Here is an 18,537-nt window from a genome sequence, read left to right as displayed (position 1 = left end):
GTGATTATTCAACTTCCTTTAGACGGGCTGTGAAGTGGCGTAGCACTTGTGGCTCGTAGGTGAAATCGAGTCCCTTTACGTTGTGGGCATTCTCTTTTACTTTCCCAAATGCTTCGATAACAAAGTCCATGTGCGTTTGGGTGTAAGTAGCACGAGGAATGGTTAGGCGTAACAACTCAGCAGGACAAGGGTGTTGTTTACCCGTTGCAGGATCACGGCCTAATAGTAACGAACCGATTTCCACCGCGCGAATACCTGCTACTTTGTAGAGTTCACAGGCCAAAGCATGGGCTGGGAATTGATGCGAAGGGATATGAGGTAATAGTTTGCCTGCATCAACGAATGCTGCGTGGCCGCCAGCCTGCTGACACACAACCCCAATGGCTTCTAGGCCATCAACAAGGTACTGAACCTGGCCGATACGGTACTCTAGCCAGTCTTGACGCATGCCATCGTATAGACCGACAGCAAGACGCTCCATTGCACCACCTTCAAGACCACCATAAGTAGGGAAACCTTCTTGAATCACACAAAGCGTGCGGCATTCCGTGTAAGTGTCCATCATCGATTCATCTTTGAAACACAACAGACCACCCATTTGAACCATTGCATCTTTCTTAGCAGACATGGCTAAACCATCTGCGTATTTATAGGTTTCACGAGTGATTTCTTCGATAGTCCAATTTTGATAACCCGGTTCGCGTTGCTGAATAAAGTAAGCATTCTCAGCAAAACGCGCAGAGTCCATGATGACAGGAATATCGTAGCGTTGAGCAATCTCGTATACCGCTTTTAAGTTAGCGATAGAGACAGGCTGACCACCGGCAGAGTTACAAGTAATCGTGCTGACAATGTAAGGTACGTTCGCAGGCCCTGCTTCTTCAATCGCCATTTCAAGTTTCGCGATGTCAAAGTTACCTTTGAAATCTGCATTGACAGACGTATCGAACGCATCTTCGGTATAGACGTTTTTCGCCACACAGCAGTTAACCTGAGTGTGACCTTGAGTGGTGTCGAAGAAGTAGTTAGACAGCGCCACCATTTTTGAACGATCGAGGCCTTTTTCTTGCTCACGCTTTTTAATTAGAACAGGAATATAGATTTGCTCTGCACCACGGCCTTGGTGAGTTGGGATAGTCAACTCATAACCGAAGATATCTTTTACCGCATTCGCCAGCGCATAGTAGCTGCGGCTGCCACTGTAAGCTTCGTCACCCATGAGCATTGCTGCTTGCATTCTTTGAGTAATAGAGCCTGTGCCGCTGTCAGTGAGAAGGTCAATAAATACATCGTCACTATCGATAAGGAATGGGTTCATACCCGCTTTAAGGATGGCCTCTTCGCGATATTCACGTGTTGTACGTTTTACTGGTTCAACAACACGAATGCGGAAGGGTTCTGGTAAGTGTTTAAAGTTTTCCATGATAATACCTTTGAATAATTTAATTTTCGTCAGGCGATATTAGTCAACACCCTTTATATATTTAGAGTGAAAAATATCGCGCCAAATAATTAGCGATAAAATTCGAGTGAAATAAATCTATTTGAGAATAACCAAGCAACAACTTTAAATTAATAAAGATGAATGCAAGTATCGAAAAGCGATATAAATAGATTTAGTGTTGATGCTGATTGTTTAATGGATTCGAAAGAATGCAGAAACAACCAAGCAGGCTAGGCGTGTGCAAAAGATGGTAAAATTGAGATTTGATAGTCGTGCGTGTACCAAGCTAGGGAGCTTGACCATAACTTATCTTGAATTTTTAGATTTTTACTCATATCTAAATCCGTTGTGAGTTATAGCTGGTTGACTGATGGAACGATTCTTAACCAAGTTGATCAGTAAGTAAATTGATAGAAATAATAATTGTGATCGAAGTCCTTAACTTGAATATGGAATAAATCATGGCTCACAAATAATCAGCTATAGGATAAGTAAATTTATGATGGAAAATAAATGGAAATTTTAAAACCCATTAAATATTAATGATTCCCTGTAAAAAAGACCTCGATATTATTAATCGAGGTCGACAGTAAATAGAAGGTGAAGAGGTTGGTTTAAAACAATTTACTCGACCAACCCAGTTTCTTTCTTAGCACGTGATAGTAGCTGTAATCTTTAGGATGAATGAGCTTTAGAATATTTGGGCTTTGGTAAATATGCACTTCATCACCGGGGGAAACCGGTAGGGATACTTGTCCATCGCAGCTAACTTCCTGTGTTCCGCGATTATCAGGTGAAACCAGCAGTTTTATCTGGCGGTTGCCATCCACAACTAGGGGGCGGCTTGAAAGGGTATGCGGGAACATGGGAACCAGTGTAATGGCGTTTAAACTGGGGGATAAAATCGGCCCGCCGCCAGAAAGTGAATAAGCGGTAGAGCCCGTTGGGGTAGAAACGATAAGGCCATCAGAGCGTTGAGAAAAAGCGAAGCTATTATCTATATAGACTTCAAATTCAATCATATGTGCAATTTTGCCGGGGTGTAATACGGCTTCATTAAGCGCTGCATTATGGCTTTTGACTTGCCCGTGGCGATGAATTTCTGTTTCCAGTAAGAAGCGTTGTTCTTCTAAATATTCGCCATTGAGTACTGCAAGTAGCCTTGGTTGAAAATCTTCTGGGTTGAGATCGGTCAAAAATCCTAAATTGCCACGATTCACCCCAATCACGGAAATGTCGAAGCGTGATAATACGCGTGCGGCACCGAGCATATTGCCATCGCCCCCAACCACAACCGCAAGGTCTGCTTTTTTGCCGATTTCAAGCAAGCTAGCGAAATGTTCCGCAGGTACACCTTCCAATATTTCGCTGAGACGATCATCAATAAAGACCGGATATCCCATTGAAGTTAGCCATTGATAAAGCTCTTTATGTGTTTGAATGGCTTGTTGATCTCTTGGTTTTCCAATGATAGCGATCACTTCAAATGGTTTTTTCATAAATTTTCCAAACTAATTAGGCTTGAATCAGGATTGTTCATCCCCATAATAAGGGCAAGTTATGCCTTTGTGCGAATTTTTGTGTGCTTAACTTTTTGAACTGTGGAGGTTAAGCGCAAAATAGTTGGATTCTGGAGATATCATGAACAACGAAGAAAACAAAATCAAAGAAGAAGAACTACAGCAAGAAGTAGTGGGTCAAGAAGCTGAAGTCGTTGGTACTGACGCGGATATCGATTGGAACGAACAAGTTGAAGTCGATGAGAAAGAGTCCCAAATTGCGCAATTAGAAGCGGCGCTACTGTCGAGCGAAGCAAAAATTCAAGAGCAAAAAGACTCGGTGCTAAGAGCGAAAGCGGAAGTTGAAAATATGCGCCGCCGTTCAGAGCAAGAGATCGATAAAGCGCGTAAATATGCGTTGAGCCGTTTTGCTGAAGAGTTGTTGCCAGTGTTAGACAACCTAGAGCGCACGATTCAAGCTGCTGACGCTGAGAACGAAGTGGTGAAACCGCTGGTGGAAGGTGTGGAACTGACACACAAAACTTTCATTGGCGTAGTTGAAAAGTTTGGCTTGAAAGAGATTAATCCTGAAGGCGAAACATTCAACCCAGAATTGCACCAAGCAATGTCAATTCAAGAGAGCCCAGATCATGAACCTAATACTGTGATGTTTGTGATGCAAAAGGGCTATGAGTTGAATGGCCGAGTGATTCGCCCTGCGATGGTCATGGTATCAAAGTAAAGAGTTGCGAAATAAGCCAAATGCTTTATTGGCGTTAATTTATTCAGTGCCAAAGAGAGGTGTACGTCGCCTCTCTTTTTTATGTCGAAATCGATTAATGTCGAGATAGAAACCTTCATTAAGTGATTTCGGGATTGAAAAAGTCGTTATTTACGCTGTTTAGTCGAAATATCATAACTTTTTTCAATTTTGCCCTTGAAAAGGTGCTGAGTGACCTTATTTATTGGGCATACGAGAAACGAACATCCTTGTTTAGTTTGTGAGTAAGGGTTGAAACCCTGTTCTCCCTCCCCCACATAGGGGGTAGCATAAAACAAAAATAGAATTTATTTGGAGATAGCCTGATGGGTAAAATCATTGGTATTGACTTAGGTACTACTAACTCTTGTGTTGCTGTTTTAGATGGCGACAAACCTCGCGTTATTGAAAACGCTGAAGGTGAACGTACAACTGCATCGGTAATTGCATATACAGATGGTGAGACGCTAGTAGGTCAGCCTGCAAAACGTCAAGCGGTAACAAACCCAACCAATACGCTATTTGCAATTAAGCGTTTGATCGGTCGTCGTTTTGAAGACGAAGAAGTTCAACGTGATATTGAAATCATGCCTTACAAAATCGTGAAGGCTGATAATGGCGATGCTTGGGTTGAAGCAAGAGGCCAAAAAATGGCCGCTCCTCAAGTTTCAGCTGAAGTTCTGAAGAAAATGAAGAAAACAGCTGAAGATTTTCTTGGTGAGCCAGTTACTGGTGCCGTTATTACGGTTCCTGCATACTTTAACGATGCACAACGTCAAGCAACGAAAGATGCAGGTCGTATTGCAGGTCTTGAAGTAAAACGTATCATCAACGAACCAACAGCGGCTGCACTTGCTTATGGTTTGGACAAACAAGGTGGCGATCGCGTTATCGCGGTATACGACCTTGGTGGTGGTACATTTGATATTTCAATCATCGAGATCGATGAAGTTGAAGGCGAGAAAACATTCGAAGTTCTAGCAACTAATGGTGACACACACCTTGGTGGTGAAGACTTTGATAACCGCATGATCAACTATCTCGTTGATGAGTTCAAAAAAGAGCAAGGCATCAACCTAAAAACTGATCCACTTGCGATGCAGCGTTTGAAAGAAGCCGCAGAAAAAGCGAAGATTGAGTTGTCATCAGCGCAACAAACAGATGTGAACTTGCCTTACATCACCGCTGATGCTGCTGGTCCTAAGCACATGAACGTGAAAGTGACACGTGCGAAACTAGAATCTCTAGTGGAAGACCTTGTTCAGCGTTCGCTTGAGCCACTGAAAGTGGCGTTGGCTGATGCAGACTTGTCTGTCGGCGACATCACTGACGTTATCCTAGTGGGTGGTCAGACTCGTATGCCTATGGTTCAGAAGAAAGTGGCTGAATTCTTTGGCAAAGAAGCGCGTAAAGATGTTAACCCAGATGAAGCGGTTGCTGTTGGTGCGGCCATTCAAGGTGGTGTGCTTGCGGGTGAAGTAAAAGACGTACTGCTACTTGACGTAACGCCTCTGTCTCTCGGTATCGAGACAATGGGTGGCGTGATGACTAAGTTGGTTGAGAAAAACACAACGATTCCAACTAAAGCGAATCAAGTATTCTCTACCGCTGAAGACAACCAAAATGCAGTAACGATCCATGTTCTACAAGGTGAGCGTAAGCAAGCCATGTACAACAAATCGCTAGGTCAATTTAACCTAGAAGGTATTCAAGCTGCACCACGTGGCATGCCACAAATTGAAGTTGTGTTTGACTTGGATGCGGATGGTATCTTGCACGTGTCTGCGAAAGATAAACAAACAGGCAAAGAGCAGAAGATCACTATCCAAGCGTCTGGCGGTTTGAGCGATGCTGAAATCGAGAAAATGGTCCAAGAAGCTGAAGCAAACAAAGAAGCGGACAAAAAGTTTGAAGAGTTAGCGACAGCACGTAACCAAGCGGACCAAATGATTCACGGTACTCGTAAGCAAATTGAAGAAGCGGGTGATGCTCTTCCTGCTGACGATAAAGTGAAGATTGAAGCGGCCATTACTGAGCTTGAAGAAGCGAAGAAAGGTGAAGACAAAGAAGCGATCGACGCTAAAGTTCAAGCGCTTATGGCTGCTGCTCAAAAACTGATGGAGATCGCTCAGCAAAAAGCTCAAGCACAACAAGCGGGTGAAGGCCAACAACAGTCTGCAGAAGACGATGTCGTTGACGCTGAGTTTGAAGAAGTCAAAGAAGACAAAAAGTAATTGATTGAGTTCCCTCCTTTTCAACGGGGAGGGCTAGGGTTGGGTGGCTCGCGAGTTTAACCCACCCTAACTTCTCTAAGAGAAGAATGAAATCAACGGTATGATGCGGGCGTTTGGGGTAACTCTTACGCCCGTATGTCTGTAATTAATGAAAACTCATTGGTGTCCATCTAACTAACAGTGTCTTTTTAGTTTGAATTCACTAGAATCTAGAGCCATTAGTTAGGTCGATATAAACACCAAGCGGCAGCGTGTCGTTTGCGGTAACAAATTGGTGACGAAGAAGATGTCAAAACGTGATTTTTACGAAGTATTAGGCGTAGGCCGAGATGCCTCTGAGCGCGATATTAAAAAGGCGTACAAGCGCCTAGCAATGAAGTTTCACCCTGATAGAAACCAAGGGGATGACAGCGCTTCGGACAAGTTTAAAGAAGTAAAAGAAGCGTATGAAATTTTAACCGATTCGCAAAAGAAAGCGGCTTATGATCAGTACGGTCATGCTGCTTTTGAACAAGGCGGAATGGGCGGTGGCGGCTTTGGTGGCGGCAGTGCTGATTTTGGCGATATCTTCGGTGATGTCTTTGGTGACATTTTCGGTGGTGGTCGCCGGGGCGGTGGTCAAGCGCGTGCACAACGTGGTGCTGACTTGCGTTACAACATGGAACTGTCTTTAGAAGAGGCCGTTCGTGGTTGTTCGAAAGAGATTGAAGTGCCAACACTGGTCCATTGTGATTCTTGTGAAGGTACTGGCGCGAAGAAAGGCTCGTCTGCGCAAACGTGTGGAACCTGTCATGGTCACGGCCAAGTACAGATGCGCCAAGGATTTTTTGCTGTACAGCAAACCTGTCCGACTTGCCATGGTAAAGGTAAGATCATTAAAGACCCATGTAACGTGTGTCATGGACAGGGGCGTAAGCAAAAAACCAAAACGCTTAATGTTAAAATTCCAGCCGGTGTGGATACGGGCGATCGCATTCGTTTATCTGGCGAAGGTGAAGCGGGAGAAATGGGCGCTCCAGCGGGGGATTTGTACGTACAAGTTCACGTCAAAGAGCACCACATTTTTGAACGCGATGGCAACAACTTATACTGTGAAGTCCCTGTAAGTTTTGCTATGGCGGCACTTGGCGGTGAAGTTGAAGTTCCAACACTCGATGGTCGTGTAAACTTGAAAGTGCCAGAAGAGACGCAAACAGGGCGCATGTTCCGTATGCGTGGTAAAGGTGTGAAAGGCGTACGCGGTGGGGCGATCGGTGATTTGGTTGTCAAACTCGTGGTTGAAACACCAGTGAAACTGAGCGCGCGTCAAAAAGAACTATTACGTGAATTTGAAGAAACTTGCGGTGGTGAAGCGGCAAATAAGCATAAGCCTAAATCGGAAGGTTTCTTTAATGGCGTGAAAAAGTTCTTCGATGATTTAACCAGCTAATTCACTGTTGAATTATTATCTATCCAATAAGGCCTGCAATGCAGGCCTTATTCGTTCCTGATACAGGATGACTTTGTCCTCCCCTCACAAACTGAACCTTTGTGGTGTTCTATTTCCAGCATGCGCTTGGGGCGGATTCGTTGGTTGATTTCAATGTCATGACCTTATCGCTGGTAAGGCACTCATCCTTGTCTTGGCCTCTGGTGCTCTGCGCCGTCGCGGTGATGGTGTAGCTACTGGTTGCGGAGCTGGTGACTGAAAACTGATAGCGTTCAGCATCGCTTTCACAGATGACGCAATTTCCCCCTGAAATGATCCCGCTCCAGTCATAACCCTTATCGTAGTGATGCTCCAGTTCCAGTTGAATTCTCCCCATATCGGCGAGAGCGGTGGTTCGGTGTCCTTTTAAAACGTGCTTGGTATAACTTGGATAAGCGATTGCAGACAGTACGCCAATAATCACAACCGCAATCAATAATTCGATCAATGTCATCCCGAACGACCGCCGGTTGTGGTTGTTGCATTTAGAATTTCGAATCATCACGTGGAGTTCCTTGTTGATTTACCCGCTATTTTTATTAGGTGATAGCATTCGCGCAAGGTGAATTTTGTTTCATATTTTAATTACATAGGAATTTGGGAAATGGCTCGCGGGTTTACTTTACTTGAGCTGCTTATCACGGTTTCCGTTTTGTCTATTTTACTCACGATAGCGGCTCCCAATTTCAAACAAGTCAGTGATACGCAAAAGATGCAACGTTTAGCGGGTGAGATTAATGGCTTGATGATGAGCGCCCGTTCGGAAGCAGTAATGAGAAAGCAGCCGCTATGGGCGCATATTGTCATGTCGGGTTCGGTTAATAGCCAAGGTGAATGGCAAATCGTGCTGACTAATTCAGGAACCTATCCCGGGGGGCAAGTGATTTCATCGCTATCGGGGCAACCTTATCGCAATATTGAATTGGGGGTGAATTACCCGTCAAATCAGATCCATTTTGAAGCCATTAATGGCCGAGCTGTAAATGGGAGCCTTGATTTTTCAACACACCAAGGTGCACTCAAATTCACGACCTATAGACCTTCAGGACGAATGCGCCTATGTGGTAATGGAGGAGACTATTTTGGTTTTAAGCAGTGCAGCTAACATACCGAGAGCAAAAAAGCATACCTATAAAGCTCATATCGCTGAAACCAAGCAGATGGGGGCAACGTTAATTGAGTTCATGGTGGCATCCATGCTTGGCTTGATTGCGATAGCCATTATCGGCTCTGTATTCATCACTGGGCAGAAGGTAGCGACCGAAAGAGGCAAGGAGCTACTGCTACTGCAACAAGTGACGGGCGCGCTGCAATACCTCAAACAAGATATTCAACGTGCAGGTTATGATGGCGGTCATGGTAACTCACTCACGTTATTGGATAGCGATGATATCGTTTTTGTTTCGGCCGACCAATCAACGCTCGCGTATGCCTACCTTGATGATACAGGGGCAACGAAACAGATCAGAAATGTTGGGTTTGTCATGACTTCTGGCGCGTTGGGTGTCTGTGACAGGCCGACGTCTGTGATTTCAGGGGCCAAAACCGTTTCCCAAGCGACGGCTGGTTGCTCTGCTATTTTTGATACTAACCAGATTAATGTGACTCATTTTCAAGCCCAGCGAGCATCATTAGCGGCGAATGGTGTGAGCTCAGCCTACATGACGATCTCTATGGCAGCAGAGCTGGTGGGGGATAGCCGTGTATCAACATCATTTGGAGTGGCAATAAAACAAAGGAATTGGCAGTAATGAAGCAAGCTCAGCAAGGCGCTGTAACGTTATTGATCACCACGCTTTTGTTGGTGCTCGCTTTAGTGGTGGCATTAGGCTCCTACCGTTCGCTCTTTTTTCAGATCAAACGAGCACAAAATGAGGTGCAAGCGAGGCAACAGCACTGGCGAGCAGAAGGGGGGCTTGAGTGTGGTTATAGCCATATTGTGAACAATAAAAATAGTTCAATTCCAAATAACCTCAATACCTTGTGTGTCGATTTAGAGTTAACGTACCTCTCTGCAGACCCTACTAACGCCAGTACACTTATGTCCCAGTATCAAATGACGACGTTGAAAAAGAACATTCTGTTTCAACGTGGGATAAGTCCAGGAGCCATTCGTTCTACTTCAGACTTAATAGTGTTTGGCTCTACACTTATTTCTCCACCAGATCCCGGGCCCAAAAATAGTGATGGGAAATATGAATGCGCGGCTATCGCCGTTGCTAAATATGTTATTGCTACGGCGGGAGTGACAAATAATGGTGTTGGGAGTGCTATTCAAAAACCAAGCGCTGTTTTTGACAATAGTGCCGATTGCGCGCCGACGCATAAAACGAACAGTAGTTCACAAAGCGGTATTTGGAAAAATAGTAGCGGTCTTTATGAAGCAGTCGATGTCAAAAATGATATTTACCGAGATGAAACGCTAAACCCATTTAAAGATCTCTTTGGTTACGAACGAGGAGAATGGGAAAAAGCACGCGACGATACTGAATTTAAGTTCTTGAGTTACACAATGACCAGTGGTGATGTTGATTGTGTTTCGAAATTTAAAGGTGCTTTGGTTCTTGGTCAGCCCAATCAAGTATGGATTGATGGCAGTTGTCAACTGAACCAAGCATCGATTGATACAATGTCAACCATACAAAATGCTCATCCTGGGACTTACCTTTTTTTGCTGGTGCATAATGGCGTGTTAGGGATTCGAGGGAGTGGCAGCATTCAAGGGGTGCTCTTTCATTTTAACAGTGGATTTGCCGCTGATACGGCAAATTGGAATGGATTTGATACTGAACTCATCGCGGATCTCAATGCTAATTTTGATGCACCGATAAAAACATTGTACGGCAGCGCTACCACCTTGACGCCAAAGCACGCTACCTACTTACAGTCGGGATCTTTTCAATTTACCGGAGGAATGGCCTTTGATACCCAAGGTCAGATAGCACTATTTTATAACTCGCTACGTTTGCAATATAACAGTGATATTGAAAACAGCTTTTCCTTTTCGGTTCCACCTAGATGGCAAAAAGGTTCATGGAATGATCTCTAAACAGCAAGGATTTAGCCTAATAGAAGTGATGATATCGTTTGTTCTAATTGGTGTTGGGGCACTGGGTTTGGTCAAATTACAAGTGTTGGTTGAGCAAAAGGCGGATTTTGCCGTTCATAGTATCGAAGCACTACATTTGGCCGAACAAAAGTTGGAATGGTTTCGTAGCCGTGGCGCTTCTGCCGCGATTTCTACTCTCACGCCAGCGAATTTTGATAGTGATATTGTCAACGGACAAGATAACTCACATCCCTTTTATACACTCAGTTGGTCAGTACCAACGGTCTCTTTATCGGGCTCACTGAAAACCATTTATATTGAGTCCTATTGGCATGATCGTCAGGGAAATAAGCAGTCGGTTGAGCTGAAAACCATGATTTCGCAGTTCAGTGAGTTTGATTAGCGTCTCGATGCTTATACAAAAATGAAATATTTGATTTTGCAAATTGGTTACTGATTTGTAGGAAAAAAGAGCATAAGAATGTGTTTGGATTGTTGTGGTGGAATGCTATTTTTGCAAAATATGTCCCCGTTTTTGTAAAAAACTGTAGAAGCTTGTGCTTTGGTTGAGGCTTTTTTATAGAATAACCGACGATTAATAGGTCGGCTAAATAAATTGATATAGGCCTACAGCAGCAACATCACATATGGAGTTACGAATGAGTAACCAAGTCGTAAAACAAGCACCATTTCCGAAGCCGAGCGGTATGGATCGCTTTTTAAATTTTATTGAACGTGCAGGAAATAAAATTCCTGACCCTGCGATTTTGTTTTTCTGGGCACTGATTATTGTTTGGGTTTCATCGGCACTGTTATCGAATGTGACATTTGATTTGACCAACCCTCGAACGGGTGAAGCACTGCAAGTTAATAACCTACTGACAGGTAAAGCGCTCGCGAGTTTTCTAGCCAATATGGTGACCACATTCACCAGCTTTGCGCCGCTAGGTATCGTGCTGGTTGCCATGCTCGGTGTGGGAGTGGCTGATTCTTCAGGGTTTATCACTACAGGCCTTAAGAAAATGCTAAATTTCACGCCAGCGAAACTACTAACACCGATGCTGATTTTGGTGGCGATAGTGTCGCATACGGCTGCTGATGCTGGTTATGTATTGGTTATTCCTCTGGGTGGGATTATTTTCCATGCGGCAGGGCGTCATCCACTGGCCGGTATTGCAGCCGCATTTGCTGGTGTTTCTGGTGGCTTTTCAGCGAACTTTATCCCTTCTGGTATTGATCCTTTGCTCGCTGGTTTTACACAAACCGCCGCACAAATTTTGGATCCTCAATACATAGTGAATCCGCTGGCGAACATTTTCTTCACGGGTTTATCTTCGGTGATCATCGTCGCGATTGGTTGGTATGTGACTGAGAAAATTATTGAACCTCGTCTAGCGAATATGCCTGTCGATGAAGATGCGGAAATAGCGCCTGATCTAGGAACATTCAGCGCAACGGAATCGAGAGCATTTCGTTTTGCTGGCTGGGCAATGGTGGTAGGTATTGCATTACTAGTAGCGGCTTTGATCCCAGAAAACTCAGCACTGCGTTCGCCTGATGGTGAGCTAACGGCCTTTTCTGCGCCAGTGATGAAGTCGATCGTTCCTTTGATTTTTATCTTGTTTATTATTCCGGGAATTGTGTATGGCCGAGTGGCTGGCACCTTTAAAAACAGTAATGACGTGATAAAAGCGATGTCTGGCACCATGGCTACGATGGGCGCATACATAGTGATGTCGTTCTTCTGTGCTCAGTTCCTATCAGCGTTTGGTCAGTCTAATATTGGTACTATGTTGGCATTGTATGGCGCTGAAGGCTTAAAAGCGATGGACTTACCCGGCCAAGCAACGATTGTGGGGATGATTTTACTCACGGCTAGCGTTAATTTGCTGGTGGGTTCGGCCTCGGCAAAATGGGCATTGATTGGTCCAATTCTGGTACCTATGCTGATGGCGGTAGGGATTTCTCCCGAGCTATCGCAAGCGGCTTACCGCGTGGGCGATTCGGTTTCTAACATTATCTCTCCACTGATGGTCTTCTTCCCATTAGTCGTGGTGTATTGCCAACGTTATGTAAAATCGACGGGCATTGGCACCTTGGCTTCAATGATGATGCCTTTCTCCATTGCGATGCTGATTGGTTGGACGCTGTTCCTGCTTGCTTACTGGGCTTTTGGTATTCCGCTAGGGGTGCAAGCGCCTTACACATACAGCTTGTAGCGTTAACGTTATTCATCGAGTCTGAATTAAAAGCCCGCGAGTGTATCGCGGGCTTTTTCAATCTTATTTGTACAGATGTTGCGCGTGAAATGTTAAGTGATCATCAATGAAACTTTGAATGAAAAAATAACTGTGATCATAACCTTTATGCATTCTTAACGAGAGTGGGCTATTGCTCGCTTGTGCAGCGGCGAGTAAGCGTTCAGGTTTAAGCTGTTCGTGTAAAAACGGATCTTCCTCTCCTTGGTCAACCAAAATGGGTAAGGATGACGAGTGAGTAGTGAGCAATTCAACCGCATCGTATTGTTTCCAATCTTGCTGGTTATTACCAAGGTAGTGGCGAAATGCTTTTTGCCCCCAAGGGCAGTGTATTGGGTTGCTTATCGGGCTAAAGGCTGAAATCGAGCGATAGCGTTGAGGGTTTTTCAATCCGATGGTTAACGCACCATGGCCACCCATACTGTGTCCTGCAATCGCTCGCTGTTGGTTTACGGGAAAATGTTGCTCTATTAAGGCTGGAAGTTCTTGCACAATGTAGCTGTACATTTGGTAGTACTTATCCCAAGGCGCTTGAGTTGCGTTGAGGTAAAATCCTGCGCCAAGGCCAAAATCATACGCTCCTTGCGGGTCGTCAGGAACACCTTCACCTCTTGGGCTGGTATCGGCGGCAACAATCGCGATACCGAGCTTAGCCGCGCTTTGAAATGCGCCAGCTTTTTGCATGAAGTTTTCATCGCTGCATGTTAAGCCGGATAACCAATACAACACCGGAACCGATTGATAGGCCGCTTGAGGTGGAAGATAAATAGCAAAACGCATACTGCACCCTAGTACTTGTGATGAATGCGTGTACTGTTTATGCCAGCCTTCAAATACTTTGGCTTGGCTAATGTTTTCAATGTGCATAGCAAGTTTCCCCACCCAGCCCTTTAAGAGAAAAGGGCTGACTATTAAGGCTTATTGGTCAAAATGAATCACAGAACGAATACTTTCGCCTTTATGCATTAAATCAAAGGCTTGGTTGATATCCTCTAAACCCATGGTATGGGTAATAAACTCTTGCAAACCAAATTCGCCTGCCAGATAGCGCTCGACAATGTGTGGCAGTTCCGAGCGGCCTTTTACGCCGCCAAATGCACTACCACGCCATACTCGGCCCGTCACTAATTGGAAAGGGCGAGTTGATATTTCTTGGCCCGCGCCAGCCACACCAATAATGACCGATTCTCCCCAGCCTTTATGGCAGCATTCTAACGCTTGGCGCATTACATTGACGTTACCGATGCACTCAAAAGAAAAATCAACACCGCCATCAGTCATCTCAATAATCACTTCTTGGATTGGTTTAGTCAGAGTTTTCGGGTTCAGGCAGTCCGTTGCACCAAGCTGAGTAGCAAGCTCAAACTTATTCTCATTGATATCAATGCCAATAATACGGCTGGCACCAGCCATTCTTGCGCCAATAATGGCGGAAAGCCCGATGCCGCCTAGGCCAAAGATGGCCACAGTATCACCTTGTTTAACTTTGGCCGTATTGAGCACCGCGCCCATGCCCGTTGTGACACCACAACCGAGCAAGCAGACCTCTTCTAATGGAGCCGCTTTATTGACCTTAGCCAAGGAAATTTCTGGCAACACGGTATACTCAGAAAAGGTGGAGCAACCCATATAATGGAAAATGGGTTGGCCGTCTTTATAGAAACGTGTAGTGCCATCCGGCATTAATCCTTTTCCTTGCGTTTCACGTACTGCTTGGCACAGGTTAGTTTTACCTGATTTACAGAATTTGCATTCACCACACTCTGCGGTGTACAAGGGAATGACATGATCTCCTACCTCGACGCTGGTTACCCCTTCACCAATCCTCTCAACGATACCGCCACCTTCGTGGCCGAGGATAACCGGAAAAATCCCTTCAGGGTCTTCACCAGATAGCGTAAAGGCATCGGTATGACAAACGCCGCTCGCAATAATACGCACCAACACTTCGCCTTTTTGGGGCAACATAACGTCAACCTCCTCGACTTTTAGTGGTTGATTTGGCCCCCACGCAATCGCCGCGCGAGATTTAATGAATTGATGTGATGACATAAGATTTTCCTTTGCACATTACTTGAAGTTTCAAGTGAGTTGGGGAGAGTGACAGTATATTCCCTTCTTGAAATTTGATAATCGGTCTAAAATAAGAATTACTTTTACTTATCAGTAATAATTAAGATGGCGAGTTGGGAAGGCATTCATGAATTTGTTGCGGTGGCTGAAACTGGAAGTTTTACCGCAGCAGCACATAAACTATCGACATCAGTAGCGAATGTCAGCCGACGTATTGCGCTATTAGAAGAGCGCTTGGCGGTAAAGTTGTTGCAACGTACCACGCGGCGAGTCTCCCTGACCGAAGCGGGTCAACTCTATTATCATCAGTGTCGGCAATTGGTTGAAGGCTTAGCGCAGGCTGATCTTGCTGTCACGCAGATGCAGCAAACGCCGTCAGGTTTACTGAAAGTGACCGCTCCGGTGACTTATGGTGAGCAGAAAGTCGCGCCTTTGCTGCATGAGTTTTTACAGTTACATCCTCAATTGGAGTTGGAACTGATACTCACTAACCAAAAATTGGATCTGATTGCGGAAGGAATTGATGTCGCCGTACGATTAGGGCAGTTAGATGATTCGAGTTTTATTGGCAAAAAGTTATCCAACCGACAACTGTTTGTCTGCGCTAGCCCTGACTATTTGGTGAAATATGGCACCCCCTATTCATTGTCAGAGTTGGTTCATCACCAATGTTTACAAGGTACTATGAACTATTGGCGATTTAAGGATCAACAACGCTCTCGTGAAATCGGTGTTAAAGGAAAAATTAAATGCAACAGCGGTGTGGCGTTATTGAATGCCGCGTTGCAAGGGATTGGAATCGTACAATTGCCCGACTATTATGTAGAGCCGTATTTGCTCTCGGGTGAGTTGCAAGAAGTGTTGCATCAGTACCGAGATGATCGTGAAGGTGTATGGGCCTTATACCCACAAAATCGCCATTTGTCCTCAAAAGTTAGGTTGCTGGTGGATTTTCTGGCAGAACGGCTATCGTCCGCTAACGGCAAAGGCTAGTGAAAGAGAAAATAGGATATATGAATACACAGTTTACCGTTCAAGATCAAAAGTTTATGCGCCGAGCTATCGCGCTTGCCAATCTTGCAGAACAAGCAGGTGAAGTGCCTGTGGGCGCTGTGCTTGTTAAAGATGGCGAAATCATTGCTGAAGGTTGGAATGCCTCTATTGGTCAACATGATGCGACAGCGCACGCTGAAATTCAGGCTTTGCGTCAAGCAGGTCAACGGTTACAAAATTATCGTTTGCTTGATACTACCTTATACGTCACTTTAGAGCCCTGTCCAATGTGCGCAGGCGCACTGCTGCATAGCCGAGTCAAAAGGATTGTCTTTGGCGCTCCAGATCTCAAAGCTGGGGCGGCCGGTACGGTGCTGAATTTATTTGAAAGCCAAGCCTCCTATCATTACGCGACGGTCGATAAAGGATTGTTAGAAGAGGAGTGTCGGGAGCAACTGCAATCTTTTTTTAGACGAAGACGCGCAGAGATACAGGCGGAAAAACAGCGGAATAAGCAACAGAGTGATGGGCTTTAGCAAACATCCACTTTGAGTAGATGTTTGCCGCTGAAGGTTAAGCAGAGATTAATTGCATAAATGCACGGTTACGCCAGATAATTTTCTTTTTATTATTGGATAACATACGTTTACGACGGTTCGCTGCCACCGTTTTATTAAGGTGTTTTGATAGCTTTTTACGTTTAAGCATAAACAACCTCCTACTGCTGAGTTTTGACAATGATCCCTAATGGTTTAGGGTGCCTTATGACAATCTTAATCTGCCTTTATAGTGCAGGATTGTTACCATAATATGAAACTTAGGGAACGATCTTTTTCACGTTTTGATGTATGGGCTGCACACTTGGAAATCAAGTGTGCAATTTTTGTTCAACGTGGAAGATTTAGCTATTGTTATGCTTATTGAGCTATGGGGTCGAGATACTGATTATCCTGCGCCTCATCGGCCGATTCCATAGCTTCTAACGCGGCTTCCTCCTCCTCAATACTGATCACAACCAAATCATCAGTACCTGAACTATTGTCTATCTGCTTTTGTTGATCAACATGGCCAATAATGCTTTGATAATAGCGACGAATATTTTCAACGTAGGCCTTGGCTTCGTCACCTCGCGCGTAGCCATATCGAGTCTGGCTGAAGTATTTCTTTTGTCTCAGTTGAGGGAGGCGTTCTTTGACTTCAGTCCATGAATCAGGGTTCGCACCTTGTTGCTTGGTTAAGCGTCTTGCATCCATCATATGCCCATAGCCGACGTTATAGGAAGCGAGAGCAAACCAAATTTTCTCATGTTCTGGGATGGAGTCTGGTATACGCTGTACCATCCGACGCAGGTATTCGACACCACCACGAATCGATTGTTCCGGATCAAGTCGATTGGCGACACCAACACTTCTTGCCGTAGGGAGAGTCAACATCATCATACCGCGGACCCCGGTGGGGGATTTAGCTAACGGATTCCAGTGAGACTCTTGATAAGCTAAGGCGGCAATTAATCGCCAATCAAACTCGTCAGAATATTGTTGGAAAAGAGGTGCCCATTTTGGTAAGCGGACATCGAGTGCTCTAATAAAGGCGCGCGTATCGACATAATCAAACGTGCCCACGTGACCAATATATTTCTCTTCCAAGGCCGCTAATTGACCAGATTGTTTAAGGTTGCCAAAAAACTCAATCATCAAGGCGTATAAACTTTCATCTTCAGAGCGACGCATATACCAAGCGATAGGCTGATCTTCAGTTAATTCAAAGGCGACGGCTAAGTCAGGGTAGATTCGCTGCGACAGCGAGACTTCGACCGAATCAGCCATGGTAAATAGCAGTTCGCCATTCGAAACCTGTTTTAAAAGGTCGTTAACGTCGGCGTTATTATTCACATTGTACTGAAACTCTGGGTAGATCTGTTTAATGTCGCTGAGTGTATTTTCAAAGTGGGATTCATTCACGATAGAAAAAACGCTGTCACCTTCATGACCAGCAATCAGTTCCGGTTGTTTTTCCAGTAATTGTTTTAAATTTCTTGGACGCCAGTTGCCTTTCTTATAGACGACTTGTTGGCTGACATAGTAATAAGCGGGCCCTGTTCTGAACTCATTCAAGCGTTGATTCGATTGACTTAACCCTGCTGCAACAACGTCGATTTCCCCATTTTTCAGTGCAGGAAAGAGACTAGACAACCGATAAGCGGGTTTCATCTCTAGTTTAACCCCAAGCTGATTGGCAAATTCGCGTGCTAGTTCGTAGTCCAGCCCTGCAGGGCCATCTGGGCCAATGTAGTAGGAGAGTTGATTGTTCAACGTACCCACTCGCAATACGCCACGCTCACGAATATGGTCAAGCTCGCTTTTAGGATCTGAATCGATTTGGCAACCGACGACAAAAAGAGTGAGTAGGAAAATGGACAATGAGCGATGAAGCTGAATCAGATAATACTTTGGCATTTATGAGCGATCTCTTACATCAATTACTGCCTTTATATCAAAGGCGGCCATATTGGCAAAGTTTCAGATCAAAAACGGATGAAAAAGTGTCGGTGACCACGCTAATGTGGCTGTATTTCAAATTTGACAAAAAAAATGACGCAAACGGTTGCTTTTGGTGTTACGTCACAAAAAGAATTCCTTTATAATGCGTTCGAAATCACGAGGTGAAATTGGTATGTATTCAGTTTTCTTTTATTAACTTATTGTATTTTAATGATTTTGAATTCATTCCAATTACACCTCAACCCACTGTATAAGAGA

Annotated in this window: 17 protein-coding genes; 10 read left to right on the top strand and 7 right to left on the bottom strand. The window is 44.7% G+C overall.

Translation table 11 applies throughout. The features are described from left to right. Nucleotides 1-4: 4 nt before the first annotated feature. Both tnaA and nadK read right to left on the bottom strand, forming a co-directional pair. Entirely contained in the window at nucleotides 5-1,423 is a 1,419-nt protein-coding gene (gene tnaA / locus AACQ42_RS14830; RefSeq protein WP_017043367.1) for a tryptophanase, read from the bottom strand. Between the two features lie 635 nt (nucleotides 1,424-2,058). Further along, entirely contained in the window at nucleotides 2,059-2,943 is an 885-nt protein-coding gene (nadK, locus tag AACQ42_RS14825; protein WP_013857433.1) for an NAD(+) kinase, read from the bottom strand. Nucleotides 2,944-3,085: 142 nt separating this feature from the next. Between nadK and grpE the strand changes: the two genes are divergently transcribed. The 3 genes from grpE (at nucleotide 3,086) to dnaJ (ending at nucleotide 7,366) form a co-directional block, all read left to right on the top strand. After that, complete coding sequence (gene grpE / locus AACQ42_RS14820; RefSeq protein WP_038148829.1) at nucleotides 3,086-3,685, top strand: nucleotide exchange factor GrpE; 600 nt, start codon at nucleotides 3,086-3,088, stop codon at nucleotides 3,683-3,685. A gap of 344 nt (nucleotides 3,686-4,029) precedes the next feature. Beyond that, nucleotides 4,030-5,937, top strand: coding sequence for a molecular chaperone DnaK (dnaK, locus tag AACQ42_RS14815; protein ID WP_013857431.1), 1,908 nt, complete (start codon nucleotides 4,030-4,032; stop codon nucleotides 5,935-5,937). 286 nt (nucleotides 5,938-6,223) lie between these two features. After that, nucleotides 6,224-7,366, top strand: coding sequence for a molecular chaperone DnaJ (gene dnaJ, locus AACQ42_RS14810; RefSeq protein ID WP_026027474.1), 1,143 nt, complete (start codon nucleotides 6,224-6,226; stop codon nucleotides 7,364-7,366). A 109-nt stretch (nucleotides 7,367-7,475) separates the two neighbouring features. Here dnaJ and AACQ42_RS14805 read toward each other — a convergent pair whose 3' ends face one another. Then, nucleotides 7,476-7,907, bottom strand: a complete 432-nt coding sequence (locus tag AACQ42_RS14805; protein ID WP_170888688.1) for a type IV pilin protein — start codon at nucleotides 7,905-7,907, stop codon at nucleotides 7,476-7,478. Between the two features lie 102 nt (nucleotides 7,908-8,009). Between AACQ42_RS14805 and AACQ42_RS14800 the strand changes: the two genes are divergently transcribed. The 5 genes from AACQ42_RS14800 (at nucleotide 8,010) to AACQ42_RS14780 (ending at nucleotide 12,673) form a co-directional block, all read left to right on the top strand. Continuing rightward, a complete protein-coding gene (locus tag AACQ42_RS14800) occupies nucleotides 8,010-8,510 on the top strand; it encodes a GspH/FimT family pseudopilin (RefSeq protein ID WP_017043370.1) in 501 nt (166 codons plus the stop codon). Beyond that, complete coding sequence (locus AACQ42_RS14795) at nucleotides 8,488-9,156, top strand: PilW family protein (protein WP_094128274.1); 669 nt, start codon at nucleotides 8,488-8,490, stop codon at nucleotides 9,154-9,156. The genes AACQ42_RS14800 and AACQ42_RS14795 overlap by 23 nt, the downstream gene beginning before the upstream one ends. Further along, nucleotides 9,147-10,454: a hypothetical protein gene (locus AACQ42_RS14790; protein WP_094166382.1), complete on the top strand. Its 1,308-nt coding sequence runs from the start codon at nucleotides 9,147-9,149 to the stop codon at nucleotides 10,452-10,454. Before AACQ42_RS14795 ends, AACQ42_RS14790 begins: the two co-directional genes overlap by 10 nt. Further along, nucleotides 10,444-10,857: a type IV pilus modification PilV family protein gene (locus AACQ42_RS14785; protein WP_013857425.1), complete on the top strand. Its 414-nt coding sequence runs from the start codon at nucleotides 10,444-10,446 to the stop codon at nucleotides 10,855-10,857. The genes AACQ42_RS14790 and AACQ42_RS14785 overlap by 11 nt, the downstream gene beginning before the upstream one ends. A 256-nt stretch (nucleotides 10,858-11,113) precedes the next feature. Beyond that, nucleotides 11,114-12,673 carry an AbgT family transporter gene (locus tag AACQ42_RS14780; RefSeq protein WP_017045592.1) on the top strand — a complete coding sequence of 520 codons (1,560 nt, stop codon included), beginning with the start codon at nucleotides 11,114-11,116 and terminating at the stop codon, nucleotides 12,671-12,673. A 63-nt stretch (nucleotides 12,674-12,736) separates the two neighbouring features. Here the strand turns inward: AACQ42_RS14780 and fghA are convergent, their stop codons facing one another. Beyond that, nucleotides 12,737-13,579, bottom strand: a complete 843-nt coding sequence (fghA, locus tag AACQ42_RS14775) for an S-formylglutathione hydrolase (RefSeq protein WP_094166381.1) — start codon at nucleotides 13,577-13,579, stop codon at nucleotides 12,737-12,739. 51 nt (nucleotides 13,580-13,630) lie between these two features. Then, nucleotides 13,631-14,764 carry an S-(hydroxymethyl)glutathione dehydrogenase/class III alcohol dehydrogenase gene (locus tag AACQ42_RS14770; RefSeq protein WP_013857421.1) on the bottom strand — a complete coding sequence of 378 codons (1,134 nt, stop codon included), beginning with the start codon at nucleotides 14,762-14,764 and terminating at the stop codon, nucleotides 13,631-13,633. 126 nt (nucleotides 14,765-14,890) lie between these two features. On the opposite strand from AACQ42_RS14770, the gene AACQ42_RS14765 reads away from it, so the two are divergent. Further along, a complete protein-coding gene (locus AACQ42_RS14765) occupies nucleotides 14,891-15,778 on the top strand; it encodes a LysR family transcriptional regulator (protein WP_017045589.1) in 888 nt (295 codons plus the stop codon). A 20-nt stretch (nucleotides 15,779-15,798) separates the two neighbouring features. Further along, on the top strand, nucleotides 15,799-16,314 hold the full coding sequence (tadA, locus tag AACQ42_RS14760) for a tRNA adenosine(34) deaminase TadA (protein WP_170888572.1): 516 nt from the start codon (nucleotides 15,799-15,801) through the stop codon (nucleotides 16,312-16,314). A 37-nt stretch (nucleotides 16,315-16,351) separates the two neighbouring features. Here tadA and AACQ42_RS14755 read toward each other — a convergent pair whose 3' ends face one another. Further along, nucleotides 16,352-16,486 (bottom strand): hypothetical protein, encoded by a 135-nt coding sequence (locus AACQ42_RS14755; protein WP_254917022.1) that lies wholly within the window; start codon nucleotides 16,484-16,486, stop codon nucleotides 16,352-16,354. Between the two features lie 209 nt (nucleotides 16,487-16,695). After that, nucleotides 16,696-18,234 (bottom strand): membrane-bound lytic murein transglycosylase MltF, encoded by a 1,539-nt coding sequence (gene mltF, locus AACQ42_RS14750; RefSeq protein WP_094166380.1) that lies wholly within the window; start codon nucleotides 18,232-18,234, stop codon nucleotides 16,696-16,698. Nucleotides 18,235-18,537 lie beyond the last annotated feature (303 nt).

The organism is Vibrio sp. V12_P9A6T4 (assembly GCF_963874835.1).
Taxonomy (GTDB): domain Bacteria; phylum Pseudomonadota; class Gammaproteobacteria; order Enterobacterales; family Vibrionaceae; genus Vibrio; species Vibrio anguillarum.
Note: the sequence above shows the minus strand (reverse complement) of the source record. Positions and strands in the feature narration are given on the sequence as shown.